Origin of the sequence: Rhizobium sp. 007, assembly GCF_015353075.1 — a bacterium.
GTDB lineage: Bacteria > Pseudomonadota > Alphaproteobacteria > Rhizobiales > Rhizobiaceae > Rhizobium.
In genome coordinates, this window is sequence record NZ_CP064187.1 from 3726695 (window position 1) to 3752388 (window position 25694).

Genomic DNA, 25694 nt, shown 5'->3' on the forward strand with positions numbered 1-25694 from the left:
CTTGCTGTTGCCTCCGGTAACAGTCACCGGATTTCGGCCAAGTGCAATCTATTTCCACGTATGCACTTCGCGTCACACTCATCGAGTGCTCCGCGCAAAAACCGCTCCTTCTAGAACTGGAGTGAATTTTGCAGTACGGGCACGATCCTACGACGTCGCAATTTTATGCTTGCCGGTTGGGGTCGAGGGTTCAAATTCCTTCGAGCTCTCGTTTTCATAGAAATATCAAATATTTATAATAATCATCGGTAAGACGATGTAGTGTTCTAAAGCCATGTCGCCACGTCAGCGCCAAAACGGCCGATCGCAGCCATTTGCCGCACTATCTGAAAAGAATTTGATTTGCGCGCAACGCATCGCCATGTTGAGCGAGGGCGGGCAACGGTTGGTTTGATGTATGCTGCAACGAATTGACGACACGGATGCCGCCCTGATCGACAGGCTGCAGGAATCCGCATTCGACTATTTTCTGAAATATTCCAATCCCGAAAACGGCCTGGTCGCGGATACGTCAGTGCCCGGGGTTCCTTGCAGCATCGCTGCCGTCGGCTTTGCGCTCTCCAGCTATGCGGTCGCCGCCGAACGCGGATGGATGACGCGCAAAGAAGCGGCAGGCAGGTCAGTCACGACGCTGCGTTTCTTTGCCAGGAGCCATCAGGGACGCGAACGCCACGCGACCGGCTATCGCGGCTTCTATTACCACTTCCTGCATATGGATAGCGGCCACCGGGCCTGGAACAGCGAGCTCTCGACAATCGACACGACCTTGCTCGTCGCCGGCATGCTGACGGCTGCGGCCTATTTCGATCGGACCGATGCGGTGGAGACGGAAATCCGCGAGCTTGCGAAATTCATCTATGAGCGCATCGACTGGCATTGGGCGTTGAACAAGGGGCAGACCGTCAGCATGGGCTGGAAGCCGGGCAGTGGCTTTCTGCGCTGGCGCTGGCAGGGATATGACGAAGCGATCCTGCTCTATATGCTGGCACTTGCTTCGCCGACCCATCCGATCGTGCCATCGAGCTACGATGCCTTCGTCTCAAGCTATTCCTGGATGTTCTTCGGCAAGCAGCCCTATCTCTATGCTGGACCGTTCTTCATTCACCTTTTCCCGCATGCCTGGATCGACTTCCGCGGGATTAAGGACAAAGAGATGGCCGCCCGCGACTGGGACTATTTCCGCAACACACAGGTTTCGATCGCCGTGCAGCGCGATTATGCCGAGCGCAACCCCGGACACTTCGTTGGCTACAATAGGGATGTCTGGGGACTTTCCGCCTCCGACGGCCCGCCGCCAACGCGCAACATGCGTGGCGGCCGGCGCCCGAAGGTGCTTGGTTACGCCGCCCGCGGTGCACCGCTTGGCCCGGATGACGGGACAATTGCACCCTGGGCGGCGGTTGCGGCATTGCCCTTTGACCGGCAGGCGTCGCTTGATGGCCTAAAGGCGCTGCTCGCCGCCTATCCTGATCTGCTCTGCGAAGGCCGCTTTCCAGGCGGCTTCAACCCGACGGTGAAGACTGCCCGGCCTGAAGGTTGGGTGGACGATCGATGCGTCGCGATCGACCAAGGGCTGCTGGTGATGACGATCGAAAACGACCGGTCGGAGTTCATATGGAACCTGATGCGGCAGTCGCCGGTCATCCGTCTCGGCCTTGAACGCGCCGGCTTTACGGGCGGCTGGCTGGAGCAGGCGGAAACGGAAAGGGTTTCGCGAAAGTCGGCTTAACGGCGGCCGAAGACATGCGCCTTGCCGGCGATGTCAAGGCGAACACGATCGCCGCGTGCGGGCAAGGCCACGCTGGATGTCTTGATGAAGATCGGCGGTAGCGCCACGCCTTCCAGCGACACTGCCACGGTGCAGGTTGCGCCGCCGAACTCGACCTCGACGACACGACCACCATAGGCGGGCTCGCCTTCATCGGCAACGACGCGAATCTGCTCCGGCCGCAGCATGATCTCGGCCTTGCCTTGATGGCTGCCTTCCACTGCAACGCGGCCGAGCGCGCAATCGGCAAAGCCATTGCGGATAATCGCCGGAAGCATCACCGCATCACCCAGGAAGAGTGCGGTCTCGCGGTCCTTCGGCTGCAGGTAGAGCGATTGCGGTGAACCCGCTTGGATCAGCTTGCCTTCCCTGAGCACCGCGACCTGGTCGGCAAAGGAGAGAGCCTCTGCCTGATCATGGGTTACGAGAATAGTCGTGATATCCGCCGTCTGCAGCACGCGTGCGACAGCCTTGCGCATGTGTTCGCGAAGGCCGGTATCGAGCGCCGAGAAGGGCTCGTCGAGCAGCATGAGGCGCGGCTTGCGGCCGAGGGCTCTCGCCAGTGCCACGCGCTGCTGCTGGCCGCCGGAAAGCTGGTGGGGACGGCGCGTCAGCATGTTGCGGTCGAGCTCGACCATATCCAGTAGTTCGACGATCCGCTTTTCGCGATCGGGACCGCCCCGCTCGAAACCGAAGCCGATATTGTCGGCAACGCTCAGATGCGGGAAGAGCGCACCGTCCTGCGAGACGATGCCGATGCCGCGCTTGTGCGCGGGAACGGCTGCCGAGCCATCCGCGAGCACTTCGCCGTTCAGGACGACCTGCCCTTCATCGGGCCGCTCGAAGCCGGCGACGATGCGCAGCAAAGTCGTTTTGCCGGAACCTGAGGGGCCGACGACGGCGGTGCGGCTGCCGGCGGCAACGTCCAGCGTCACCTTGTCCAGCGCTGTCACTGGGCCATAGCGCTTGCTGACAGACTGGATCGTAAGCAAGGTCATTGGCCGGCGGTCCGTTTCGATTGGGCATAGAGAAGAAGGGTCAGCGGCAGCGACAGCACTATCATCATCACCGCATAGGGAGCGGCCGACGCATAGTCGATTTCGCTGGTCAGCGACCAGAATTTCGTTGCCAGCGTTTCAACACCGTTCGGCGACAACATCAGCGTTGCCGTCAGCTCGTTGGTGATGCCAAGCGCCGACAGCGCGATGCTTGCAGCAAAGCCCGGGGCAGCAAGGCGCATGGTAATCTGGCGCACGGCCTGCGATGGCGTGCGTCCCAGGCACATGGCAGCCCGTTCCAGCTCCACAGGTGCTTGTGCGATGCTGGCACGAAGGCCGACCATCGCACGCGGCAGGAAGAGCAGGACATAGGCAACGATGAGGGTCGCAAAAGTCTGGTAGAGCGGCAGCGCCAGCCGCACGGTGATCGTCACCAATGCCAGCGCCACGACGACGCCCGGAAGCGAGCCGACATAATAATGGCAGGCTTCGAGCAAGCGCTGGAATCGCCCCGGGGCGCGGACCGACAGCCAGGCCATGGGCGCGGCCGCGATCGTCGTCAGCACGCCGCCTGCAACCGCAAGGACGATCGTTTGAACGAACGCATTTCCGACCGCATCCAGCCGCCAGATCTCGCCGCCGCCGAGATAGAGCCAGCGGCCGAGCGTCATGAGCGGTACGCCGAGCGTCAGCACCGCAAGCGTGCCCGGCAGCAGAATGGCAGGTACGACAAACCAGCCGAGACGGCGGCGATCGGCGGGACGTGCGGAACCGGATCCGACGCGGGCGTAGCGCTCGTTGCCGCGCAAAAGGATTTCGAGGCCAAGCAGGAAAAGGCAGCAGGCGACGAGCACACCGCCGAGCATATTGGCTGCGGGGCTGTTATAGGCCGACTGGAACTGATCGACGATCGCGGTCGAAAAGGTGTCGAAGCGGATCATCACGTAAAGCCCGTATTCCGACAGGAGATGCAGCCCGATCAAGAGCGAGCCTCCACAGATCGCAAGCCGCAACTGCGGCAGGACCGTACGGAAGAAGACACGCCAGGGATCGAGGCCAAGCGACGCCGCCGCATCCTCGATCGCCGGATCGAGGCGGCGAAGAGCAGCAGCGACCGGCAGGTAGAGAAAAGGATAATAGGCGAGCACGGAAACGAAGACACCGCTCTGCAGGCCGCGCATGCCGGGAACGAGGCTCACCCAGGCATAGCTGTGGACGAAGGCCGGAACGGCAAGCGGCGCAACGGCAAGCCAGGACCACAACCGCGGAAACGGAACATTGGTCCGCTCCGTCAGCCAGGCGAGCGTCACGGCAAGAACAATCGACAGGGGAATGGTGAGCGCCTCGAGGAGGATCGTGTTGACGAGCAGCTCGCCGACACGTGGCCGGAAGACCAGCTCCTTGACCGTCTGCCAGCCGACATTGATGGTAATCCAACCGATGAAGCCGAGCGGCACGAGGCTTATAAGTGCGACGAGCGTTGCAAAGACGACGACGGAGGCGTGCGGCATGCGCCCGCGCAGCAAACCTGTTCCGCTGACTGGCGCTCCATTGCCGGGCGCGAGCTCGGAAACAAGCGATCTGTTGTCTTGCAGCAAGGCCGACGCCTTTGATACGCTGAAAAAGGAAGGCAACCGCCTCTTTCTGAAGCGGTTGCCGGATTGGGTCATGCCCTAAGGTTTTCTTGAGCCAAAAGCAATAGTTTTTGACTCGATCCGGCCTGCGGCAGAGAGGCTTAGATCAGGCCCGCGGCCGTCATCAGCTCGACGACTTTCTTGCTGTCAAGCTCGGAAGCCTCAACCTTCGGCGCATTGAGATCGGCAAGCGGGACGAGCTTTTCGTTCGCATCGCCGCTGACCGCGTATTCATAGGACGTGCCGTTTTTCAGGATGTCCTGGCCGGCTTTGCCGGCGACGAACTTCAAGAACGCCTGGGCTTCCTTCATATGCTGCGTCGACTTCAAGATGCCGCCGCCCGATACGCTGACGAACGCGCCCGGATCCTGGTTCTTGAAGTAATGCAGGCCGACATTCTTGCTGTTTTCGCCAGTCTTCGCCTGATCGCCGAACCAATAGTAATGATAGATGACCGCGCCTTCAACTTCGCCGGCATTGACGGCCTTCATGGCAACACTGTTGCCCTTGTAAGGCGTTGCGTTTTCCTTCATCGCCTTCAACCATTGAGCCGTTGCTGCTTCGCCCTTCAGCTGCAGCAGTGCACCGACGATCGCTTGGAAATCGGCACCGGCAGGCGACGCGCCCCAACGGCCCTTCCAGGCCGGATCGGCGAGATCGAGCATCGACTTCGGCAGCTTGTCTTCGGTGAGCTTCGTCTTATCATACACAAACACCGTCGAGCGGGCGGCGATGCCGGTCCACATGCCATCGGCCGGACGGTACTGCGCCGGGACCAGATCAAGAGTTTCTTTGTCGACCGGGGCAAACAGGCCCGCGCCATCGACGAGCGCCATCGCCGGAGAGTTCTCGGTCAAGAACACGTCGGCCGGGGAAGCGTCGCCTTCCTGGATGATCTGGTTGGCGAACTGCATGTCGCTGCCTTGGCGCATAGTGACCTTGATGCCGGTCTCCTTGGTGAAGGCATCGATCCATTCGCGGCCGAGGCTTTCGTGCTGAGCGTTATAGACAACGATACCTTCGGATTCCTGCGCATTTGCGCTGGATGCCAGAGACGTCGCAGCAAGAAGCGAGGTGGCCAAAGCAAGCGCGGAAAAGCGCGTAAGAGAAATTTTCATGATGCCCTCCATGGCGGGTGTCACCCAAACTCCCCGGGTGATGCGCGCCCCGTATATTTTTCTTGATTTAGTTTTTCAAGTTTCGCCTTGCCGCCGGTCTTCACAAATACTTGAACCCACCCATCAACTTTAGAATAATTCTATATAGCCAGGATGGCGTCGATCACGTCATCCTCGATTTCGATGCCATGCTCCAGCGCGTATTTTCGCGCATTCTGACCGCGGCGACCGGGCAGGCGGACACCGGGATCGGAAGAAATTTCAGCGGCAAGTTCGCCTAGACGCGATGCCGCGAAGCTTCCACCGCTGGCTTCGGGATTGATAACGATCAGCATCTGCCCAAGGCCGGGCGCTGCTCCTTGGTCATCGAACAAGGAAGTGGATTCGAAGGAAAAATTGGCACCCGCGAGCGGTGCTGCGAGAATCTCGACCATCATGGCAAGCGCAGCACCCTTGGCCTCGCCGGATGGCACCATGGTGCCCTCCAGGGCGGCAACCGCATCGGTTGTCGGCTGGCCGTCACGATCAAAGGCCCAATCGGCCGGGATCGACGCGCCCTTTTGCCGGGCGGCCATGATCTTGCCACGCGCAACGCGCGACAACGCAAGGTCGATGACGATCGGATCATCTGCGGGAACGGGCGCTGCAAAAGCAATGGGATTGGTGCCGAAGACGGGCTTGCGTCCGCCCCAGGCAGCCATGGAAGCTGTGGCATTCGCAACCATCAGCGCCACGAGACCGGCTTCGGCAAAACGTTCGACGGTCAGCGCGAGCACACCCGCATGATGCGAACGGCGGATAGCGGCAAGCGCAATGCCCTGTTTGCGCGCCATCTCCGACAGCAACGGCACGGCGAGATCGAAAGCCGGATAAGCATAGCCGTGGCAGGCGTCGATCTGGATGATGGATGGAAAAGGCTGGAAGACGATCGGCTTGGCTATTCCGTCGACCTTTCCGGACTTTGCCTGGGCCGCATAGGCAACGACGCGGCGCAGCCCGTGGCCACCCTGTCCTGCGGCTTCTGCGGCGACCAGCGCACGCGCGACGGAGCGCGCATTTCCCTCCTCCACTCCGCTGCGCTTCAACGCGTCGATAACCAGCGCTTGGGCTGCGGCAAGTGTCAGATGCATGTAGAAAAACCTTGGGCAAAAACGAAGGGACGATGACGGTGTTACGTCATCGTCCCTTCGGATTCAATGCGGCTCTCTCGATCACTCGACGTCGAACTTGACACCCTGAGCGAGCGGCAGCGTCTTGCCGTAATTGATCGTGTTCGTCGTGCGGCGCATGTAGGCCTTCCAGGCATCCGAGCCGGATTCGCGGCCGCCCCCGGTTTCCTTTTCGCCACCGAAAGCACCGCCGATTTCGGCACCCGACGGGCCGAGATTGACGTTGGCGATGCCGCAATCGGAGCCACGGGCGGAAACAAAGGTTTCGGCTTCACGCATGTCATTGGTGAAGATCGAGGAAGATAGGCCCTGCGGCACGGCATTGTGCAGTTTCAGCACCTCGTCGAAATCCGTGTACTTCATGACATAGAGGATCGGTGCGAAGGTCTCGTGTTCGACAGGACCAGTCTGAGACGGCATCTCGACAAGCGCCGGGCGCACATAGAAGGCTTCGGCAGCGCCGTTTTCGACGCGCTCGCCACCCGTGACCTTGCCGCCAGCCGACTTTGCCTCGGATAGAGCCGACTGCATCTTCTCGAAGGACGATTTGTCGATCAGCGGACCGACAAGCGTCCCGTTTTCCAACGGATTGCCGATCTTGACCGATCCATAGGCTTTCTGCAGGCGAGGCACGAGTTTGTCGTAGATGCTCTCGTGCACGAAGAGACGGCGAAGCGTCGTGCAGCGCTGGCCGGCAGTTCCCATCGACGAAAAGGCAACGCCGCGCAGAGTGAGATCGAGATCGGCTGTCGGGCAGATGATGGCGGCATTGTTGCCGCCGAGTTCAAGGATCGCACGGGCAAAGCGCTGCGACAGCCGCGGGCCGACGGCGCGGCCCATAGCCGTGGAGCCGGTGGCGGAAACCAGCGGCACCTTCGGGTGATCGACGAGGACTTCACCGACATCGCGGCCGCCAATCAGCAGCGTCGAAAGGTTCGCCGGAGCCTGCCCGCCTTCGGCGACGAAGCGCTTCAGCGCCTTTTCGAACAGCGCCTGTACGGCAAGTGCCGTCAGCGGCGTCTTTTCCGACGGCTTCCAGACTGTGGAATTGCCGCAGACGAGCGCCAGCGCCGCATTCCACGACCAGACCGCGACCGGGAAGTTGAAGGCCGAAATGATGCCGACCACGCCGAGCGGATGCCAGCTTTCCATCATGCGGTGCTCGGAGCGCTCGGTTGCAATCGTTAGGCCGTAGAGCTGGCGCGAAAGGCCGACTGCGAAATCGCAGATGTCGATCATTTCCTGGACTTCGCCGAGACCTTCAGACGTGATCTTGCCGACTTCGATCGAAACGAGGCGGCCGAGCGCCGGCTTCGCCGCGCGAAGCTCTTCGCCAAGCAAACGGACGAGTTCGCCGCGCTTCGGCGCAGGGACTGCGCGCCATTCGGCAAATGCCTTGTGCGCTTCGTCGATCGCCTTTTTGGCATCCACGACGGAATGTTCCTTGAGTAGGCCGATTTCCTTGCCGGTGATCGGCGAGGCGACACGCAGCGAGCCGCCGGTATAGCGGGCCGCATCGACGCCGAGTTCGGAAAGCAGTTTCTTCGTCTCGGCTGCGAGATCGAGCGTAGCGATGGTCATCGTGTTTCCAACCTTCTTGTTCTTGATTGCGAGCTTTTACTCAAAAGCGCGCGTCGGCGAAGTGAGCGACCTGGGCGCCGGCTTCGTACCACATTTCCTTGAGCGCGCGGAAACCGGGCTCCCGCAGGTCCGTAACCGGCAAGGGCAGGTCCGCCTCCGCGATCTGGCCCAATATATGGTGTGCCAGCGTACGGCCGAATACCGTGCCAGGCGCAATGCCCCGGCCATTATAGCCGGAGAAGCCAACGGCATTCGGCGCGAACTTGTGAAAGCGTGGTAGCGCATTGTCGGTCATGCCGATCTTGCCGTACCATTCGTATTCGAATTCTACGTCGCCGATCTGCGGAAAGAGCCTCTTCAGCGAGCGTTTCGCCCAGCTTTTGTGAACTGCAGCGCCGGTGTTGCGCAACGCTCCGACACTGCCGAAAACGAGGCGCCCGGCACGATCCATCCGGAATGAGGAGAGGATCTCCTTCGTATCCCAACAGCCTTCGCGACCGGGCAGAATCGATTTGCGCAGATTATCGCTGAGCGGCGTGGTCGCGAAATTGAAATAGGGAAGATGCACCTGCTCGCAGCGGACCTGTTTCCATGGCCCGGTGCTATAGGCATCCGTCGCGACGATAATCCAGTCAGCGGTCACCCGGCCGCTCTCAGTCTTCACCGTCCATCGGCTGCCGTCTCGTTCGGTTGCGATAACAGAGCTCGATGTATGGATCGAAACGCCCGCCTTGATAGCCGCATGCGCCAAACCCCGAGCATAGGCGAGCGGCTGCAGTGTTCCCGCACGCATATCGAGCAGCGATCCGGCATAGGCGCTGGTGCCAACGCGACGTGCGGTCTCGGCGGCATCAAGCAGCGTCACTGGCGACCCGCGCGCGGACCACTGCGCAGCACGCGTCTCGATTTCCTTCAACCCATCCGCGCCGACGGCGCAATGCAGCGTACCGTTCTTTTCAAGCTCGCAGGCGATGTCGTGCTTTTCGATCAACTCCATGACAAGGCGAGGCGCCTCGCCGAGCATACCGAGCAGGCGATCGCCGTAGGTCTGCCCGAGAGCGCCAGGCAGATCGTCCGGCATCACCCACATGCCGGCATTGATCAGTCCGACATTGCGGCCAGCCCCACCGAAACCGATCTCCTTGGCCTCCAACAGCACGACCTTCGAACCGGCTTCGGCAAGATGAAGACCGGACGAAAGTCCGGTGTAGCCGCCGCCGACAATCACCACATCGGCCGACAGGGCGCCCTGAAGCGCCGATGTCGCCGGCGGCAGCGGCGCGGTCTTTTCCCAGAGTCCGTGGGAGCGGGGATCATTCAGCATCAGTCAGTCCATTCCAAGCAAACGCAGCAGCACTCTAGCGCCGTCCACAGCGTTGCGGAAGCAGCCTCAGTCAACGGTTTTCAACTCCAGGCCGACGATCCCCAGCGTCTTCACCACGGCGTCGGGAGAAGCCGACTGGCGCTCGGCAAAGAGTTTCAGCTCGTCCTCGACGGTGCTCGGCATCAAAGAACTCCGGGTCATTCCGATTTTGGAGGATAGACGTCTTTACAAAGGCTCCAGCGCCATGAATATCGACGTTTTGGAAACACATCATTCACAATTGGAATGAACCATGCTGCCTTCGCGACGTTTTCTGCCGTCGATTTCATTGCTCGCCGCCTTCGAGGCCGTCGCCCGAACCGGCAGCGTGACAGCGGCAGCACGCGAACTCGACCTCACCCAGAGCGCCGTCAGCCGCCAGATCAAGGCGCTGGAAGTACAGCTTGGCGCTGAACTTTTTCTTCGCGAACGCCAGACGGTGCGCCTCACGCTTGCGGGCGACAGCTACGCCCGCGAGATCCGCGAAGCACTTCGCCGAATTTCCAGCGCATCGCTGAACCTGCGCGCTAATCCGCATGGCGGAACGCTGAACCTCGCCATCCTGCCGACCTTCGGCACCCGCTGGCTGGCACCACGCCTCGGCCGGTTCCTGGACCAGAATCCGGGCGTTACGATCAATCTCGTCACCCGGCTCTCCTCCTTCGATTTCCGGCTCGATTCGATCGACGCCGCTATTCACTTCGGCCATCCGCATTGGCCGGGACCGGAATTGACCTTTCTGATGTCCGAAAAGACGGTTGCTGCCTGCAGCCCCGCCTTCCTGAGGCAGCACGGCATCACCAAAGCTGAAGACCTGCTGGATATTCCCCTATTGCATCTGACGACCCGCCCTGACGCCTGGGAGCGGTGGTTTGCCGATAACGGCGTCGCCTTCCAAAACGTACACGGCATGCTGTTCGACCAGTTTGCGACGGCGGCACAGGCAGCGATCACCGGCCTCGGCGTCGCGCTGCTGCCGACATTTCTCATTCAGGACGAGCTGAAGCGCGGTGATCTTGTCGCGGCGATCGGCCGGGAAGTGGAAAGCAGCGAAAGCTATTATCTCGCCTGTCCTCCCGAGCGGGCCGACTATGCGCCGCTTTCAGCCTTTCGCGGCTGGATCACCGCAGAAGCCAAAGCGGGATGACGGAACGGCTTGCATCGCAAGAGCGCTTTCGAGCATTATGCGCCCAATCAGAATATTTCGCAGGAAACTCCCATGAAACCCATTTTCGTCCAGCTCCAATGCGCGCCCGGCAAGACCTACGAGGTTGCCGACGCGATCTACCAGACCGAACGCGTTTCGGAGCTTTATTCGACGAGCGGCGATTACGACCTGCTTCTCAAGGTCTATATCGAGGAGGGTCAGGACATCGGCAAGTTCATCAACGACAACATCGCCAATATCCCCGGCATTGTTCGCTCGCTGACGACGCTGACCTTCAAGGCCTTCTGACAGATACGATTAACCTTCTTCCGCGACAATCGATCCGCCGGTCTCCCCGTAAACCCCGCTTTAACTCCATCCATTATCTGGTCAAAGCCGAGTTGCGGCCATGTGGCCGGTAGGTGAACGATGTCAGCAGTGGAAACAGAGACAGTCCCATCGGTGCCGCAGTCAGCTGCTGCACCACTGATCGTGCATGTCGTACGCCAATTTCTGCCCAATCGCGGCGGACTCGAAGATGTTGTCGCCAACCTTGCCTACCAGACGATCAAACACGGCTACCGCGTCCGCGTCATAACGCTCGATTCGCTCTTCACGTCGCGGGACAACAAACTGGCCGCCCATGAGACGATCGACGGTATCGAGGTCGTCCGCATCCCCTGGTCGGGCAGCCAGCGCTATCCGATTGCACCGCAAGTCTTTCGCCACCTGGGGGACGCCGCCGTCATTCACGTGCACGCGATCGACTTCTTCTTCGATGCATTGGCCCTGGGACGCTTCCTGCACGGAAAGCCGATGATCGTGACCACCCATGGCGGCTTCTTCCACACTCGAAAATACGCCACGATCAAGAAGCTTTGGTTCCAGACCCTGACACGCATGTCGGCAAGGGCGTACAAACGCATCGTCGGCTGCAGCGTCTCCGATCTGGAACAGTTTCGCAAAATCTCGCCAAGAACGAGCATCCTGATCGAGAACGGCGTGGACATCGGCAAATTCGCCGACAGCGCATCGCAAAAGCCACGACGCCGCATCATCACCATCGGCCGCTTTTCCCTCAACAAGCGGCTGGATCACCTGCTGGATGTCATGGCAATCCTGAAAGCACGCAATCTTGAATGGCACCTCGACATCGTCGGCTCTGAATCCGACCTCAAGGAAGCAGACGTGCGGCGAGAAATCCAGGCACGCGCGCTCGACACGACCGTGACGCTGACTGTTTCACCGGACAACGATTCGATCGCCCGCCTCATTCGCAGCGCGTCGCTTTTCGCTTCCGCCTCTGAATATGAAGGCTTCGGCCTCGTCGCCCTCGAAGCCATGAGTGCTGGCCTTGTGCCGGTACTCAACGGAAATGCGGCCTATTGCGGTCTGGCCGCAAAACACCCGTTGCTACGCCTTGCCGACTTTTCCGATCCGCAAGCCGCGGCTGATACCTTGGAGTCGGCTCACCTTGCGCTTCCAATTGATCCGGCAGGCATTCGCCTAACACTGATGCAGGAAGCCGGCCGGTATTCGTGGCAAACGGTGGCGGGACGCTATTTCAGCGTCTACGACTCGGTCCTAAGCGACTGATCAACGCCGTTCCATTTCGGCCAAGCCTTGTACCCTTCGACGATCCCTTTGAGCCATGCTCGCTTGAATGCCGCTTCATCCGCATTAAAGCGGAAGCGCGCAACAAGCCAGCCGATCGCCGGGCGTGCAATTCTGTAGGTCACGTACGGCAAGGAAAAATCGTGCTTGCGCAGCAGCGCACCGAAACCGCGGCCATATTTTCGAGCGCGTTCGATCTGCTGAGTACCGATCACGCTCACAACCTGATCGTGATGGACGATGAGTTCCGGGAAGTACATGAGTTTTTGGCCGGCACCAACGAAGCGCAGCAGGAGATCGGCCTCCTCTCCGCTTTGAAACGGCGACGCCGATCCAACGCCCAGATTCTCGTCGAAGCCGCCGATTGCACAAAGCGTTTCACGACGAACGAAGATGCCGTTCGAATTGCCGCAGCGAAGATAAGTCCGGCGGGATATCTCTACGCTGCGATCACCCGTCGGGCTAACGGAAGGCTTGCCATCCGCATCAAGCGTTCGTCCCGTTACGATCGAAAGCGCGGGATTTTCTCGAAAGAGCCGCGCGGCGATTTCCAAGGTAGCGGGCTCGTACCAGCAGTCGTCGTCCGGAAAGCACACATAGGTTCCCGATGCTTTCGCAATTCCGTTATTGCGCGCATGCGAAAGCCCGCGCCCCGAGCGTAGATGGTGAACGGGAAAGGAGGAAGCGAAGCGTTCCACCAGATCGAATAGCCGGTCATCTTCATTCTGATCAACCAGAATGATTTCAAAGGTCCTCAGCGTCTGCCTTGCCAAGGATCCAAAGAGACGCTCGAGTTGATCGAAACGATCAACGGTACAGACGATGAGGCTGAACAATCGATACCCCTGAAGGCAGAACCCGGCAAATTGCGGTGATTTTCATACCGACCACCGGTGCGACGTTTAACTGGACTTTAAGCGGCAAATATTAAGGTATCTGAAATAGACACTTCACAATGCGCTGTGGTCTCCGGGAAAAGGAAAAGCGGTAGTATTCATGGCGAAGAGCATAATGGCAAACTCGGCGCTCAATGCGGCAGCAGGCCTGACCCTGCTTGCGACGGGTTTTGCATGTTCGATCATTGCCGCGCGGCTGCTCGGCCCGGAAGCAAACGGGATTATCGCATTTTCCCTGTGGCTGGTAACGACCGGAGCGCTTGTCGCCGAACTCGGCACTGGCGTCATGCTTCTGCGCATCCTGCCGCAACTGCGGGCTAAGGGCAGATCCTACGAAGAACGCCGTAGCTTTGCCGCCTATCTCGTACGGCCAACGATCGTTGCGTCGCTGATAGTGCTCGCCGTTTATTCCCTGGTCTATTTCGAAGCCGAGCAGCTTCATTGGGCCGTCGGCGCCCCGGCCGTGATTGTCATCACCGGCGTCCTCTTCCTTTTCCAGTCGATCGGCGCTTACACGAAGAACTATCTCATCGGGGAACAGAATCTCGCGCCTTATTTTCTGCTGACGATCGCAAGCTCCGTCGTACAGGTCGTCATCGTGCTTGCAGGTGCGCTGCTGTACGGCGTTAGCGGTGCCTTGGCCGGTTATGCAGCCGGTCAGTTCCTGATGTTCCTCTTTACGCTCAGGATTGCCTCGGTGCGCGCAAGCTCGTGTGGTATCGGCGTGGGTTATCTTGCGAGCTCTTCGTTCATTCTGTCCTTGGAATACGCGAATACATCGATCTTCCTAAATCGCATCGAGCTTTTCTTCCTGCAGAAGGATTGGGGCGTGGAGGCTGTCGGCTATTATGCCGTCGGCTTGTCGCTGGCCAATCTCGCGCTGCAGCTTCCCGTCCAACTGAGCGGTAGCCTTATTCCCTATTATTCGGAAAAAATTCATTCCAGTCCCAACGGCAAACTCCCTGCAAGCATTTTTGAAGGCGTCGTTCGAAGCATTGCATACATCACGCTGCCAATGAGCTTCGGCCTTGCCGCTATCGCCAAGCCGCTCGTCGTTGCAATCTTCGGCCAGCCTTTCGCGCCGGCGGGCGGTACAGTCGCCATCTTGGCGCTGACGGCCATACCTTACGTCTTCACGCAGATTTGCACGCAATATCTGTATTCCGTCGATCGAATTCGCGAACGCCTGATGATCGGAGGCATAGCCAGCCTCGTACTCGCTGTGGGCTGTTTTGCCGCCGTGCCCTGGTACGGCGGAGAAGGTGCCGCGGCAATCCGTTTTCTGGCATTTACGGTCATGTGCATGTTGATGGTCGCGCGGATCGACCTCGACGGCTCGATCTACCAAATGTCGATCCCGATTCTCCGCATCGCCGCTGCCGCGGCCCTTTGCGGGGCGACAGCGTATGGAGCGATCCATTTTGTTCCAGGAATTGGCGGGCTTGTTGTTGCGGTTATCACAGCAGCAGGCGCCTATGGGATCGCCCTACGCCTGCTGAACGCCGTTCCGGCTGCTGATATTGCGGTGATGGAACAGATCGTCAATCGCCTGCCGAAGCTGGCGCATCCATTAGCATTTCATGCGCTGGCGCTGCTCACTCCGCGCAGAATATGACGAGGAATGAAAATGAGCACGGGGCTGGATACCAACAAAAGCAAGACAACGCAAAAAGCTGCCGCAGCAGCCGAGCCGGTGACATTTGCCGGCACAATCGGCCTTTACGCACCTGCCAGTCAAGCCGCGCGCAAATCCACGGCCGTTCTCTTTGTCAGCCCCTGGGGATTTGAGGAAATGTGCACCCGCAAGTTCTTCCGTATCCTGGCGGAAGAACTTGCCGAAGCGGGTGTGGCAAGCCTGCGCTTCGACTACGCAGGAACCGGCGACGCGCTGGAGGTAACGGACCATAGCCGCGGCCTAGCCGTCTGGCTCGAAACGGCGGAGCAGGCTGCAGCGCAGCTGAAATCGCTTTCCGGCTGTGACAACATCATACTTGTGAGCCAGAGTCTCGGCAGCACGATCGCTGTCGATCTGGCGCAAAGGCTCGGTGGTGTCGAGGGCATTGCATTGATGGCGCCCGCAATCTCCGGCCGGCTCTATCTGCGTGAACTCTCCGTTTGGTCGAAGATGATCGACGACGGAATGGGCGTTGCCGAAAGCCAGCGCGAAACACAGGGCGTATGGATCGCCGGCCTTCGTATGTCGGACGAAATCGCCGCGGAAGTTCGCAAAATCAACCTCATGAAGCTTTCGAAGCTCGACGCAAAAAACTGCTTGGTGCTGACGCGCCCGAACCGTTCGGCCGACGAAGATTTTGCCGCCCATGTCAAAGACCTGCATCCGGCCACGCGGGAAGCTGTCTATCGCGGCTATGACGAACTCGTCTTCAACCCGACGATCGCAACGATGCCGGTAGAGACCGGCAATCACATCGTCGAATGGGTGAAATCGATTTCCGGTTCTCAGAGAGGGACATCAACGCGAAGGCAACGCCCGACCGTGGCACCGCTTTCAACCGCCGAGTTCACCGAGACGCCGCTGCGGTTTGGAAAAGCTGGCGAACTCTACGGCATTCTTTGCGAGCCCACGGCTCCGCGTCGTGGTGCGACCGCGATCATCTTGACGACGGCTTACGACCGGAATGCGGGCTGGGGCCGCACATCCGTAAAAATGGCACGCGCGCTTGCCCGCGACGGTATTCCCTCGCTGCGCTTCGACAATGCGAATGTCGCAGATAGCCCGCCCACCCCGGGCGCGCCAGAGCAGGTGCTCTATTTCAAAGGACAGAACGATGAGATCACAGCGGCCCTCGATCTTCTGGAATCATCCAAGCTGCTGCCTGCCGTGCTTGTCGGCCGCTGCAGCGGCGGTTACCTCGCTTTCCAGGGCAGCCTCTGGGACGAACGCTCCAGCGGCTTGATTGCCGCCAATCCCTATGTCTTCCACTGGTCAGGTAGGCTCACGGTCGACGCATCGCTTCGCCATGTGCCGCGCTCGCTCGAAACATACCGCCTGAAGCTGCTGCAGTTCGAAACCCTAAAGCGGTTGTTGCGCGGTGAAATCGATGTCCCGCGGGCAATCAGAAATTTCATGACCTCTCTGGTGCGACGAGCGATCAGGCTAAGCCGTCCGATGCTGGATTTTCTGCCGGTCCGATCCGAGGAGCGGACCGCAATTCTTGATCTTTTCCAGTCCCTGAAAGCCCGCAAGGTTGACGTGTCGCTGATCTATACCGCCCATGATACCGGTCTTGAGCAGTTCAATGATCATTTTGGCAAGAATGGCTCATATCTGAAACGCTACGGCAACGTTAGGCTCAACATCATACCGGAAGCCGATCATAACCTTACACAGGCACATGCTCAGTCCTTCTACCTCCAGGAGGTCCGCTCCATATCGCTGAAGATCGGGACGCGCCAGGCAACACCGCATGAGGACCGCAGCCACGCCATCAGATCGCCAAAATACGCGAACCTCCCAACGTCCTGATTTCACCAGAGGGCGCCTCGCCCTTCGTCGCGCCCGCAAGGCCATGCAGTGGGACGCGTTTGACCGAACCTGGCGCCAGATGAAACCAATCGTCGGCTGCACGGTAATTCGGGACATCAACGTGTACGGACTGCGCAAAGCGATCGGCCTGCAGCTCAAGGGTCCAGTTCCCGCCATCTTCTACCGCCTTCACATCGATCGCGGCATCGTGAAACGCCTTCGACCGTCCGAGCGGGAAATGGAATGCTTCGGCAAGCAGGCCGCCATCGACCGAGCGCAGCCGCGCGACGGTTACGTCATGGGAAGGTGGACCGAAACGGAAAGCATAGGTCGTGTCGAAAAATGCGCCGAAGAGCTCGGTCGCGGCGAGCTTTTCGGTGGATCTTGGCGCAAGTATCAGTGCCTGGCTGCCGCTGACGGCTCTCTGCTTGCCGTCTCGCAGGCAGACGACTTCAAGCTCAACCGGCAAGCTTTCCCCGGTTTCGTTGATGACATGCACGTCAAGGCCGTTCGTGCCCTCGTCCGTCAGCAGCACTTGAACCGGGCGGAAGGCGCGGCGCATGGCAAACCAGACCGGTTTCGGCTCACCGGTGGAATCGACAACGCCCCAACCGGGACCAGGCAGAATATCCTGAAGCGTCCAGACAAGAGCACCGTTGCAGTTTGAACCCCTGCGCCGCCATTCGGCGAAGGTTTCCGTCAGAACCTCGCCCGTCACGGCGCGAGACAAATCGAGATAGCGCTCCGGATTTTCCCGGCGCAGCGCCGCTGGGTCGACGTTATAAAGTTCCTTCAGGTAGAAGTCGCGAACATCCTCGAAATCCCAGGAGGCGCCGCGATCCCGCGGAACGCGAGCTTTCCACAGCGGACTATGGACTGCCGGGACATCCAGATGCCGCTGCAATGTCTTTTGTTGCGGTGCATGGGCGAAGGCGAGGGTTTCTGCAGCAAACCGGACGTCGGCGCGGCGAGCATCCTCCAGCGGGCGCATATAGGCACCAATGCCGTAATAGTGCGTGACGCCGGTATTTGGCGAGAAAGGCATGGCCCCACCGTGAGGGGAGTTCGGCACGTAGGGCACGTCGGGGCGCATACGCTCTGCAATCGCCGGGATGACGTCCTCCGTCAGCGGTCCGCGCCAGAATTCCTGCGGCAACCCAAGCATCGCCGCCTGTTGATAAATCTCGCTTCCGCCGCAAAGAACCGCGAGCGACGGAGAAGCCTGCACTCCATGGATAAAACCCTCGACTTCGGCATGAACGTGGCCCGTGAAGGCCTTGTCGCTTCGCGGATAGTCGAAATTGGCGAACATGAAGTCCTGCCAGACAAGAATGCCGAGCTCGTTGCAAAGCTCGAAGAACTCTGGCGTTTCATATGCCATCGTGCCGCCGATGCGGATCATGTTCATACCGGCGCCGGCAGCAAGGCGCAGAAAGGGCTCGTAGTCCGCGCGAAAACCCGGCAGGCGAACGATATCGGCCGTCGTCCAGACAGCACCGCGGCAGAAGACGGGCTCGTTATTTACCCGAAGGCCGAACCCGTCGCCTTCGACGCCACGATCGATTTCAATCCGCCGGAAGCCGGTCTTTCCGAGCGAATATTCGGTGCCGTCCGAAACGAGCGTCAGTTCGTAAAGATGCGGGGTCCCGTGCGTATGCGGCCACCACGGCGTGACCTCCGGCAGCTTGAGGATCGCCGAATAATGATTTCCGCCGATCTTCTCAAAGCCTTGCTCCACCTCTCCGCAGCGAAGCAGCATCTCGGGATTTTCGGCATCCGCGTGCAACGAAACGCTGAGGCGGCCGACGCCATTTTCCAGCACAGCCCGGATCGAAACATTATCGATCGACATCACGCTGCGGCGAACAAGCGTAATCGGCCGCCACGGCCCGACAGCATGAATTTCCGGGCACCAGCCAGGCATGTGACCAAGCAGCGTCGTACGAAAGTTCTTGAGCCCCTGCGGCGCGATCATCTGAGGACGCCAGCGGGCGCGGGCTCCGGGCTCGCTCAGACGGGGACCGAGCGCACGGAAACAAAGGACCAGGTCATCGCCGCCCATAAGCGTGACCGGGATTTCATGCGCCGTGAACATGCTCTCGGAAGAGAGGATTTCCTGCCCGTTCAGAAAGACATGGCAGAGCGTCGCAAGCCCGCCGAAACGAAGGATAACATCGCCAGGCTGGGCGTCGAAGAGCCGGCAGACGTACCAGGCGTCTTTCGTATTCAGCGGCTCCGGATTTTCGCGATCGAAGAGACCGGCGCGCTCCAGAGCGTCAGCCACAGTGCCGGGAACAGGTGCTGCAATGAACCTCGAAGACGGCGGGATGTCATGCGGCGTCAAGCAAGCTCCCGGTTCCGTCAGAACCAGGTTCCAGCCTTCGGAAAGCAGGGTCTCTTCCGCACCGACGCTCGCCAACCGCCCCCCCATGCACAAGCTCCCGGTATCAAAGCCGATCGGAAATCGAAGTCATCATGGCATCCCATGCATCTGCCGCCGGATCAAGCGCCGCCTGCAATGGCTCGAACTTCCTGCGCGTGACGGCGCGGGCAAGCTGAAACTGCACCGACTTCGCCACTTCGGAGATCCGCCGGGCATACTCTTCAGCCTGCGCGAACCTGCCCGGAGAAAGCCACGCGAGGTGATCTGCGGCCAACTCGAAATTGGCGCCGAACTGGCGCAAGGTGTTGAAGGCATATTTGTGGAAGAAGCCGAAAGGGCGCTCGGCGACAACTTCCACCTGCTGCGGAAATTGCTTGGAAAAGGCGCGGATCGGGTTTTCGGCAGGCCGGCGCGAGAAATGGACCTTGAAAAGACGGTGCGCCACATCGCCGATATAGTTTTCGCCTGCAAACGCCTCCGGAAGTTTTGCAAATTCCGTATAGGGCAGGAAGGGCGAATCCTCGTCCGTCAGATGCATCTGGAAGAGACCGTCGAAGTCCTCGCCCTCAAGCTGGAAATAGCCGGCATTGTGAAAATACTCAACGCGCTTGGCAGCAACATCCAGCCGGTTGATGGCGACGGTCGTCTTGCCGTGTTCGGAACGATAGGCCGTACCGAGGGTATCCGGCATATAGAAGGAGTCCATTTCGATCAAGCAAAGTCGGCCGCGCCTGATCTGCGTTTCGACGTGATGCTCGACGCGGTCGAAGATCGCGAGTTCGGTGACACGGATGCCGTAAAGCGCCTCGAGGTCTTCGAGCGGCACCTTGAAGAAGGTGAATTGATCGCCCTCGAAATCCTGCGTCAGCGTAAAGCCGAGCATCGCTTCAGGCGGCAGCCCCAGCGTGTTCAGCACTTCGATCCAGAGGTCGATATAGCAGTTGGTTTCCGGCCACATGCGCTCGTTGGAATGCAGCGCATGCTGGCGGTAGCCATCTGGACGGATGGCCGGGAAAACGCAGGACATCGAACCGCTCAGCCCCACAGGGTCTTGCGCACATTCGCCGGCCATTCCGTCACGTCGAGCCCGTGATGATGGAACAGCGCAAGCGCGATGCGCTCGAGACCGAAGCCGACGCATGCAGTGTGCGCGACGCTGCCGTCCTCAAGGTTCAGGTCCCACTTCTGGCCGAAGGAGTCCTGATGATAGTTAAAGCTCATGCAGGCTGTCGGCTTGGCAGCCGACGTGATCGCGATCAGCAGCTCGAACTTCAGGTTCTGATCACGCTGGTTGTTGACCATCATCTTGCCGCCTCGGCCGAAAAATGGATCGTTGGCGACGTCGATGACGACTTCGAGGCCGAGCTGCTTCATCATCTCGACGCCGCGATCCATCCAGCGCTGACGGAAGTCGGTCACATGGCTTTCGGTGCCCATGCAGACATATTCGCGCATGCGGAAAAGCTGCTGGCGGGCGGGATCCTTCGACGGTTCATGACGAAAGCAATAGGACTGCAGGTCGAAGAGGCCGCCCTTCGCAGGCAGATTGCCCCGCTTGGCGATTGTCGGATAAAGCGGATAGCAGGCGGCCGGCGTCAGCACGATATCCGTTGCTTCCTGGCCCTTCGTCCAGTCGTCGCCGACTTCCATGCACTGCAGCAGGTTCATGTGATCGAGTTCACTGCCGCAGAAACTGTGGACGGTGCCCGCAAGCTGCGGGAAGCTTTTCATGTAGCCGCTCTTTTCGAAAAGCGCGCGGTTCATGCCCGGCGGGAAGCGCATGGCTTCTGCGCCATCCGCACCGCCGAACTTGTCGATCAGGCGCTCGAAGGCGGTGATCACGTCTTCGAACTGTCCGCTACGGCCATAAAGACCGTCGACGCCGGTATCGATCAGCAGACCGGATTCGAAGAGCCGGTCTAGAAACGAGGTCTGCATATCCATGACTGTCACCCCAGTAGGCTAGTGTCCTGCTTGTGGACGAGAAGCATGCTCGACGTGTTGCCGAGGATGCGGTCATTCGAGATCATGAGCTGTGCGGAATGAGCGTCGCGCAAATGCCGGCCAAGGCTGAAGGGCGTACCGTTCTTGTAGCCCACGATGCCGCAGATCAGCATGGCGTGGTTGACGATCTCCAGGATCGTTTCCGACGAAGCGATCTTCACGTTGTTCATGGCCACCGCAAAGCCCATCGAGGAAAGCTTGTCCGGATCGGACTTGGCATCTTCGTAAGCCTTGAGACCCGCCACGACGTTCGACTTCACCATCTGCAGCAGAGTGGAGACTTCGGCGAGCCGCAGCGCACCGGGGGGCGGAACACCAGGAGATTTACGGGCGGCGGCACGCACGAAGGCCTGAGCGCGGGAGACGGCGTCGACCGCAATGCCATACCAGACGCCGCTCCACAGCAGATGCGACGAAGCGAGCATCGACTGTGCGGCGATTTCGGCGAAAGGCTTCGGCAGGATCTGAACGGCAGGCGCTTGCCCCTTGAAGAGGAAGCCGTCGGAGCAGGTGCCGCGCATGCCCAGCGTGTTCCAGATATGCGTGCGCTCAAGTGTGTACTGGTCCTTGAGAAACGCCGTCAGGACCTGATCCGAGGGTGCTGCGTCCGGATGGCTGCGAGAGGTTATGAGGATCGCATCGGCATGCGAGCCGTAGGAGATCACGGTCGCGTCCTTTTCGAGACGGCAGCTGTCGCCGCTGACCTCGATGGCGCAGATGCTGTTGCGCAGATTGCCGCCGATCCCGCCTTCGGTCGTCGCCGATGCGATCAAAAGCTGCTCGGCGGCGATGCGCCGCATGAAGCCCGCATGCCATTCACTTTCGGTGCCGTGCTCGACCAAGCTTGAAAGCTTGATGTGGTGCATGGCGAAGACCATCGCACTTGCGGCGCAAGCCTGGCCAAGAAGGGAGCAGAGTTCGGCGACTTCGGTCGTCGAAGCCCCCTCGCCACCCAGGTGGCGCGGCACTTGAATGCTGAGCAGGCGCTCGGCTTTCATCGCATCGACGGCCTCGCATGGAAAGCGGCCTTCGGCGTCGACGGCGTCGGCATATTTCGCGGCGATCTCGGCAACGCGCGCCGTTCTGACGGTAAAACTCTGTTCCGTGATCTTGACCGGAAAGTTCATCACGCGACCTTCCGGTTGTCCTTGATGATATCGACGGTCTTTTCGATCGCGGAGATGCTGGCAAAGGACTTGCGATTGAGGAGATTGTCCGGGAATTCGATATCGAAGGCTTCTTCGATGCCAAGCATGAGCTGCACGGAAGCAAAGGATGTCAGGCCGGCCGCATAGAGATCGGCATCGTCGGCTAGCTGATCGATCGGAACAGGAAGCTTGCCAAATTTGGCGAGCAGTTCGCGGATAGTCTTGTTCATCCTTAGCAACCTCCAAGATTGTCATGATCCCGAGTGGCGATTTATCGCCTTCATCATGAGCGTTCTTTTAGGCCGGAAAACAAAACATTCCGCTAACTTGTCTGGTTAAATATGAGGAAGACTCGCAGTTAAAATTTTAGGGAGTACCTTGCCTCGATGGCCTTTATCTTTTTCTTGACAGACACTTAGGCGTTACTCCTGTCTCAGGCGCCAAGATTGGTGTCCAGGCTGAAAGTGCAGAAATGATACGCCACGTGTCTTCACGTCACTCGGAAGGCGGGTAGGAATGCTCTACGCCATGGTAATCCAATACGGAAAAACAACCATCCGCCGTCTTCCGGACAGAATTTTCGCCAATCACTGCCTTTCCGTGGCCACCTGGGATATCAAGGATATAGGCCGGCTGACAAAGGCCTGAGATGCGGCCGCGCAGCGAAGAAACGATCTTCTTGCCTTCTTCGATCGTCAGCCGGAAATGGCTGGTGCCGGGCGCCAGATCGGGATGATGCAAGTAGTAAGGCTTGATGCGCGTCTCGACGAAGGTCTTCATCAGGTCCGCCAGAACGCCGGCATCGTCGTTGACGCCCTTCAAGAGCACGGACTGACTGATCATGACGATCCCGGCATCGATGAGCCGGCCACAGGCTGCACGGGCTTCGATCGTCATTTCGCGCGGATGGTTGGCATGCAGCGCTATATAAGTCGTCTTGCCGCTCGCTTTCAACGCAGCGATCAACGTCGCATCGATCCTCTGCGGATCGACAACAGGCACGCGTGTATGGAACCGGACGATCTTCACGTGATCGATGGCCGCAAGCTCCCGCATGATCTCTTCCAGCCGTCGCGGCGAAAGGACGAGCGGATCGCCGCCTGTAAGGATCACCTCCCAAATCTCCGGATGGCTGCGGATATAGTCGAAAGCAGCCATCATCGCCGCCGGATCGAGCGTACCGAGACCTTGAGGACCGACCATCTCCCGCCTGAAGCAGAAGCGGCAATAGACCGGACAGACATGCACGGCCTTCAGCAGCACGCGATCCGGATAGCGATGCACAATGCCTTCAACCGGGCTGTGCGTATGATCACCGATCGGGTCGGCGCGCTCCTCAGGTGTTACGACAAGCTCGGCCGCATCCGGCACGAACTGACGCGCGATCGGATCGTCGACATCGGCTCGATCGATCAGCTTAGCGACGGTCGGCGTCAGGGCGATCGCATATCGTGCAGCGACCTCTTCCAGTGCCAGCCGGTCGCGATCGGCCAACAACCTGGCTTTCGACAGGTCAACGACACTTTTGATCGGCCGGACGATATTCATCAGCGATACTCCGCAACCGGCGCCCACAGCACCTGGTCGATGCGCGAGGCTCCTGTCGCCAACATGACCAGCCGGTCGAAGCCGAGCGCGATGCCGCTTGCCTCGGGCATGATCGAAAGCGCATCGAGGAAATCCTCGTCGATCGGGTAGCGTTCGCCATAGACGCGCGCTTTTTCTGCCATCTCGAGCTCAAAGCGGCGGCGTTGTTCTGTCGCATTGGTGAGTTCGCCGAAGCCGTTCGCCAGTTCAACGCCGCAGGCATAGAGCTCGAAACGCTCCGCAACCCGCGGATCGCGTGCCGAGGGACGGGCGAGTGCCGCTTCGGAAACCGGGTACTCATCCAGAATGGTCACGCGGCCGAAACCGAGGTGGGGTTCTATCTTTTCAACCAGGACGCGGCTGAAGAGGTCCGCCCAGCCGTCGTCGGCCGAGACGCGCATGCCGTTCCGGCGTAGTTCGGAAGCCAGATATTCCCGATCCGTCGAACCATCGGCGGCGACCGACGCCAACAGGTCGATGCCCGCATAGCGCTCGAACGCCTCTGCGACGCTGATGCGTTCAGGTCCGGCGAAGGGGTCGGTTTCAGCGCCCCGATAGGTCAGCTTTGGCGTCTTCACGGTTTCGGCGGCTAGCGCCAGAATCCGCACGCAGTCCATCATCAGCGTTTCATAGCTTTCGCCGGCGCGATACCATTCCAGCATCGTGAATTCGGGATGATGGAATGGGCCGCGTTCGCGGTTGCGATAGACATGCGCGAAGCAGGCGATGCGCTGCTCGCCGGCGGCGAGCAGCTTCTTGCAGGCAAATTCCGGTGAGGTGTGCAGGTAGAAGGATGTCGCCTGCCCGTCCGTCGTCAGCGCCTCGGTTGCAAAAGCGTGCAGATGTGCCTCGTTGCCGGGCGAAACCTGCAGCGTCGCAGTATCTACCTCGATGAAATCCTCGCGCGCGAAGTAGCCGCGCAGCGCCGCCTGGATCGCGTTCCGCCCAATCAGGAAGGGGCGGCGGTCCGCGTGGACGCTGGGGCTCCACCAAGGAGACGCTTTGGCGCTGGTAAGGTTCATTCTCAGCTTTCATCACCAGGCTCGCCAACGCGAGGGCTGGCGTTTTGCCGGATTTTAGGTTAGTTGCGCCCCAACGAAAAACAATTGGCGTCATCGGGACCATCCAGACAATCCCTCTACGACGCCAAAAGCCGAGTTACAAGGAAGTCTTATGGTCAAGGTCATCGCCTCTTCGGTCCGCAAGGGCAACGTTCTCGACGTAGACGGCAAACTTTACGTCGTTCTCACCGCGCAGAACTTTCACCCCGGCAAGGGTACGCCGGTCACCCAGGTCGACATGCGCCGCATCGTCGACGGCGTAAAGGTTTCCGAGCGCTGGCGCACGACCGAGCAGGTCGAGCGCGCCTTCGTTGAGGATGTGAACTTCCAGTATCTCTATGAAGACGGCGAAGGTTTCCACTTCATGAACCCGGCGACCTACGATCAGGTTGTCGTCGACAACGAAACAATGGGCGACCAGAAGGCCTACCTCCAGGAAGGCATGACCTGCATTCTGTCGATGCATGAAGGCATCCCGCTGGCACTCGAGCTGCCGCGTCACGTCACGCTCGAGATCACCGAGACGGAACCGGTCGTCAAGGGCCAGACGGCGTCGTCCTCCTATAAGCCAGCGATGCTTTCGAACGGCGTGCGCACCCTGGTGCCGCCGCATATCAACGCGGGCACGCGCGTCGTTATCGCAACGGAAGACAACTCCTACGTCGAACGCGCCAAGGATTGATCCTTCGGACATATCAGACAGAAAGGCCGGCCAAATGCCGGCCTTTCTGTTTTG

Annotated in this window: 22 protein-coding genes; 8 read left to right on the forward strand and 14 right to left on the reverse strand. The window is 59.8% G+C overall.

The annotated features are described in order from the left end of the window. Positions 1 to 397: 397 nt before the first annotated feature. Positions 398 to 1729, forward strand: coding sequence for a glucoamylase family protein (locus ISN39_RS18275; RefSeq protein WP_194728422.1), 1332 nt, complete (start codon positions 398 to 400; stop codon positions 1727 to 1729). Here the strand turns inward: ISN39_RS18275 and ISN39_RS18280 are convergent. After that, positions 1726 to 2766: an ABC transporter ATP-binding protein gene (locus tag ISN39_RS18280; RefSeq protein WP_194728423.1), complete on the reverse strand. Its 1041-nt coding sequence runs from the start codon at positions 2764 to 2766 to the stop codon at positions 1726 to 1728. The genes ISN39_RS18275 and ISN39_RS18280 overlap by 4 nt on opposite strands. Beyond that, positions 2763 to 4277: an iron ABC transporter permease gene (locus tag ISN39_RS18285; RefSeq protein ID WP_237361743.1), complete on the reverse strand. Its 1515-nt coding sequence runs from the start codon at positions 4275 to 4277 to the stop codon at positions 2763 to 2765. Before ISN39_RS18285 ends, ISN39_RS18280 begins: the two co-directional genes overlap by 4 nt. Between ISN39_RS18285 and ISN39_RS36475 the strand changes: the two genes are divergently transcribed. Then, complete coding sequence (locus ISN39_RS36475; RefSeq protein WP_237361744.1) at positions 4276 to 4443, forward strand: hypothetical protein; 168 nt, start codon at positions 4276 to 4278, stop codon at positions 4441 to 4443. The two genes, ISN39_RS18285 and ISN39_RS36475, sit on opposite strands and share 2 nt — an antisense overlap. 58 nt (positions 4444 to 4501) lie before the next feature. Here ISN39_RS36475 and ISN39_RS18290 read toward each other — a convergent pair whose 3' ends face one another. The 4 genes from ISN39_RS18290 to ISN39_RS18305 all read right to left on the reverse strand — a co-directional run bounded on the left by ISN39_RS18290 (position 4502) and on the right by ISN39_RS18305 (position 9592). Continuing rightward, positions 4502 to 5518: an iron ABC transporter substrate-binding protein gene (locus ISN39_RS18290; RefSeq protein ID WP_194728424.1), complete on the reverse strand. Its 1017-nt coding sequence runs from the start codon at positions 5516 to 5518 to the stop codon at positions 4502 to 4504. A gap of 140 nt (positions 5519 to 5658) precedes the next feature. Further along, complete coding sequence (locus tag ISN39_RS18295) at positions 5659 to 6648, reverse strand: Ldh family oxidoreductase (protein ID WP_194728425.1); 990 nt, start codon at positions 6646 to 6648, stop codon at positions 5659 to 5661. An 81-nt stretch (positions 6649 to 6729) separates the two neighbouring features. After that, on the reverse strand, positions 6730 to 8268 hold the full coding sequence (locus tag ISN39_RS18300) for an aldehyde dehydrogenase family protein (protein ID WP_194728426.1): 1539 nt from the start codon (positions 8266 to 8268) through the stop codon (positions 6730 to 6732). 40 nt (positions 8269 to 8308) lie between these two features. Next, complete coding sequence (locus ISN39_RS18305) at positions 8309 to 9592, reverse strand: FAD-binding oxidoreductase (RefSeq protein WP_194728427.1); 1284 nt, start codon at positions 9590 to 9592, stop codon at positions 8309 to 8311. A gap of 292 nt (positions 9593 to 9884) precedes the next feature. Between ISN39_RS18305 and ISN39_RS18310 the strand changes: the two genes are divergently transcribed. The 3 genes from ISN39_RS18310 to ISN39_RS18320 all read left to right on the forward strand — a co-directional run bounded on the left by ISN39_RS18310 (position 9885) and on the right by ISN39_RS18320 (position 12374). Then, on the forward strand, positions 9885 to 10778 hold the full coding sequence (locus tag ISN39_RS18310; protein WP_194728428.1) for a LysR family transcriptional regulator: 894 nt from the start codon (positions 9885 to 9887) through the stop codon (positions 10776 to 10778). 72 nt (positions 10779 to 10850) lie between these two features. Beyond that, the gene (locus ISN39_RS18315; protein ID WP_016556708.1) at positions 10851 to 11087 is read left to right on the forward strand and encodes an Lrp/AsnC ligand binding domain-containing protein; all 237 of its coding nucleotides are present in this window, start codon (positions 10851 to 10853) and stop codon (positions 11085 to 11087) included. A 120-nt stretch (positions 11088 to 11207) separates the two neighbouring features. Continuing rightward, on the forward strand, positions 11208 to 12374 hold the full coding sequence (locus ISN39_RS18320) for a glycosyltransferase family 4 protein (protein ID WP_194728429.1): 1167 nt from the start codon (positions 11208 to 11210) through the stop codon (positions 12372 to 12374). Here ISN39_RS18320 and ISN39_RS18325 read toward each other — a convergent pair. Continuing rightward, positions 12350 to 13228, reverse strand: a complete 879-nt coding sequence (locus tag ISN39_RS18325; RefSeq protein WP_194728430.1) for a glycosyltransferase family A protein — start codon at positions 13226 to 13228, stop codon at positions 12350 to 12352. The genes ISN39_RS18320 and ISN39_RS18325 overlap by 25 nt on opposite strands. Positions 13229 to 13388: 160 nt before the next feature. Between ISN39_RS18325 and ISN39_RS18330 the strand changes: the two genes are divergently transcribed. Next, positions 13389 to 14903 carry a polysaccharide biosynthesis C-terminal domain-containing protein gene (locus tag ISN39_RS18330; RefSeq protein ID WP_194728431.1) on the forward strand — a complete coding sequence of 505 codons (1515 nt, stop codon included), beginning with the start codon at positions 13389 to 13391 and terminating at the stop codon, positions 14901 to 14903. Positions 14904 to 14915: 12 nt separating this feature from the next. Further along, entirely contained in the window at positions 14916 to 16775 is a 1860-nt protein-coding gene (locus tag ISN39_RS18335; RefSeq protein WP_194728432.1) for an alpha/beta hydrolase, read from the forward strand. Here the strand turns inward: ISN39_RS18335 and ISN39_RS18340 are convergent. The 7 genes from ISN39_RS18340 to epmA all read right to left on the reverse strand — a co-directional run bounded on the left by ISN39_RS18340 (position 16738) and on the right by epmA (position 24919). Further along, complete coding sequence (locus tag ISN39_RS18340; RefSeq protein ID WP_194728433.1) at positions 16738 to 19206, reverse strand: glycoside hydrolase family 2 protein; 2469 nt, start codon at positions 19204 to 19206, stop codon at positions 16738 to 16740. The genes ISN39_RS18335 and ISN39_RS18340 overlap by 38 nt on opposite strands. 16 nt (positions 19207 to 19222) lie before the next feature. Further along, entirely contained in the window at positions 19223 to 20185 is a 963-nt protein-coding gene (locus ISN39_RS18345; RefSeq protein WP_194728434.1) for a DUF1839 family protein, read from the reverse strand. Between the two features lie 8 nt (positions 20186 to 20193). Beyond that, positions 20194 to 21102 (reverse strand): amino acid--[acyl-carrier-protein] ligase, encoded by a 909-nt coding sequence (locus tag ISN39_RS18350; RefSeq protein ID WP_194728435.1) that lies wholly within the window; start codon positions 21100 to 21102, stop codon positions 20194 to 20196. A 5-nt stretch (positions 21103 to 21107) separates the two neighbouring features. Next, complete coding sequence (locus tag ISN39_RS18355) at positions 21108 to 22289, reverse strand: acyl-CoA dehydrogenase family protein (protein ID WP_194730250.1); 1182 nt, start codon at positions 22287 to 22289, stop codon at positions 21108 to 21110. Next, the gene (locus tag ISN39_RS18360; RefSeq protein ID WP_194728436.1) at positions 22289 to 22540 is read right to left on the reverse strand and encodes an acyl carrier protein; all 252 of its coding nucleotides are present in this window, start codon (positions 22538 to 22540) and stop codon (positions 22289 to 22291) included. Before ISN39_RS18360 ends, ISN39_RS18355 begins: the two co-directional genes overlap by 1 nt. A 265-nt stretch (positions 22541 to 22805) precedes the next feature. Further along, positions 22806 to 23858 (reverse strand): lysine-2,3-aminomutase-like protein, encoded by a 1053-nt coding sequence (locus ISN39_RS18365; protein WP_194728437.1) that lies wholly within the window; start codon positions 23856 to 23858, stop codon positions 22806 to 22808. Then, positions 23858 to 24919 (reverse strand): EF-P lysine aminoacylase EpmA, encoded by a 1062-nt coding sequence (gene epmA, locus ISN39_RS18370; RefSeq protein ID WP_194728438.1) that lies wholly within the window; start codon positions 24917 to 24919, stop codon positions 23858 to 23860. The genes ISN39_RS18365 and epmA overlap by 1 nt, the downstream gene beginning before the upstream one ends. Positions 24920 to 25070: 151 nt before the next feature. Between epmA and efp the strand changes: the two genes are divergently transcribed. After that, positions 25071 to 25640, forward strand: coding sequence for an elongation factor P (gene efp / locus ISN39_RS18375; RefSeq protein WP_039846444.1), 570 nt, complete (start codon positions 25071 to 25073; stop codon positions 25638 to 25640). Positions 25641 to 25694: the final 54 nt, after the last annotated feature.

Excerpts from the sequence above, each read along its gene's own strand:
- ISN39_RS18280 (WP_194728423.1), bottom strand. The coding sequence starts at position 2,766 with ATGACCTTGCTTACGATCCAGTCTGTCAGCAAGCGCTATGGCCCAGTG.
- epmA (WP_194728438.1), bottom strand. The coding sequence starts at position 24,919 with ATGAACCTTACCAGCGCCAAAGCGTCTCCTTGGTGGAGCCCCAGCGTC.
- ISN39_RS18315 (WP_016556708.1), top strand. The coding sequence starts at position 10,851 with ATGAAACCCATTTTCGTCCAGCTCCAATGCGCGCCCGGCAAGACCTAC.
- ISN39_RS18290 (WP_194728424.1), bottom strand. The coding sequence starts at position 5,518 with ATGAAAATTTCTCTTACGCGCTTTTCCGCGCTTGCTTTGGCCACCTCG.
- ISN39_RS18275 (WP_194728422.1), top strand. The coding sequence starts at position 398 with ATGCTGCAACGAATTGACGACACGGATGCCGCCCTGATCGACAGGCTG.
- ISN39_RS18345 (WP_194728434.1), bottom strand. The coding sequence starts at position 20,185 with ATGTCCTGCGTTTTCCCGGCCATCCGTCCAGATGGCTACCGCCAGCAT.
- ISN39_RS18365 (WP_194728437.1), bottom strand. The coding sequence starts at position 23,858 with ATGAATATCGTCCGGCCGATCAAAAGTGTCGTTGACCTGTCGAAAGCC.
- ISN39_RS18310 (WP_194728428.1), top strand. The coding sequence starts at position 9,885 with ATGCTGCCTTCGCGACGTTTTCTGCCGTCGATTTCATTGCTCGCCGCC.
- ISN39_RS18305 (WP_194728427.1), bottom strand. The coding sequence starts at position 9,592 with ATGCTGAATGATCCCCGCTCCCACGGACTCTGGGAAAAGACCGCGCCG.
- ISN39_RS18300 (WP_194728426.1), bottom strand. The coding sequence starts at position 8,268 with ATGACCATCGCTACGCTCGATCTCGCAGCCGAGACGAAGAAACTGCTT.
- ISN39_RS18355 (WP_194730250.1), bottom strand. The coding sequence starts at position 22,289 with ATGAACTTTCCGGTCAAGATCACGGAACAGAGTTTTACCGTCAGAACG.
- efp (WP_039846444.1), top strand. The coding sequence starts at position 25,071 with ATGGTCAAGGTCATCGCCTCTTCGGTCCGCAAGGGCAACGTTCTCGAC.
- ISN39_RS18350 (WP_194728435.1), bottom strand. The coding sequence starts at position 21,102 with ATGGATATGCAGACCTCGTTTCTAGACCGGCTCTTCGAATCCGGTCTG.
- ISN39_RS18295 (WP_194728425.1), bottom strand. The coding sequence starts at position 6,648 with ATGCATCTGACACTTGCCGCAGCCCAAGCGCTGGTTATCGACGCGTTG.
- ISN39_RS18340 (WP_194728433.1), bottom strand. The coding sequence starts at position 19,206 with ATGGGGGGGCGGTTGGCGAGCGTCGGTGCGGAAGAGACCCTGCTTTCC.
- ISN39_RS18285 (WP_237361743.1), bottom strand. The coding sequence starts at position 4,277 with ATGCCGCACGCCTCCGTCGTCGTCTTTGCAACGCTCGTCGCACTTATA.
- ISN39_RS18330 (WP_194728431.1), top strand. The coding sequence starts at position 13,389 with ATGGCGAAGAGCATAATGGCAAACTCGGCGCTCAATGCGGCAGCAGGC.
- ISN39_RS36475 (WP_237361744.1), top strand. The coding sequence starts at position 4,276 with ATGCGCCCGCGCAGCAAACCTGTTCCGCTGACTGGCGCTCCATTGCCG.
- ISN39_RS18320 (WP_194728429.1), top strand. The coding sequence starts at position 11,208 with ATGTCAGCAGTGGAAACAGAGACAGTCCCATCGGTGCCGCAGTCAGCT.
- ISN39_RS18360 (WP_194728436.1), bottom strand. The coding sequence starts at position 22,540 with ATGAACAAGACTATCCGCGAACTGCTCGCCAAATTTGGCAAGCTTCCT.
- ISN39_RS18335 (WP_194728432.1), top strand. The coding sequence starts at position 14,916 with ATGAGCACGGGGCTGGATACCAACAAAAGCAAGACAACGCAAAAAGCT.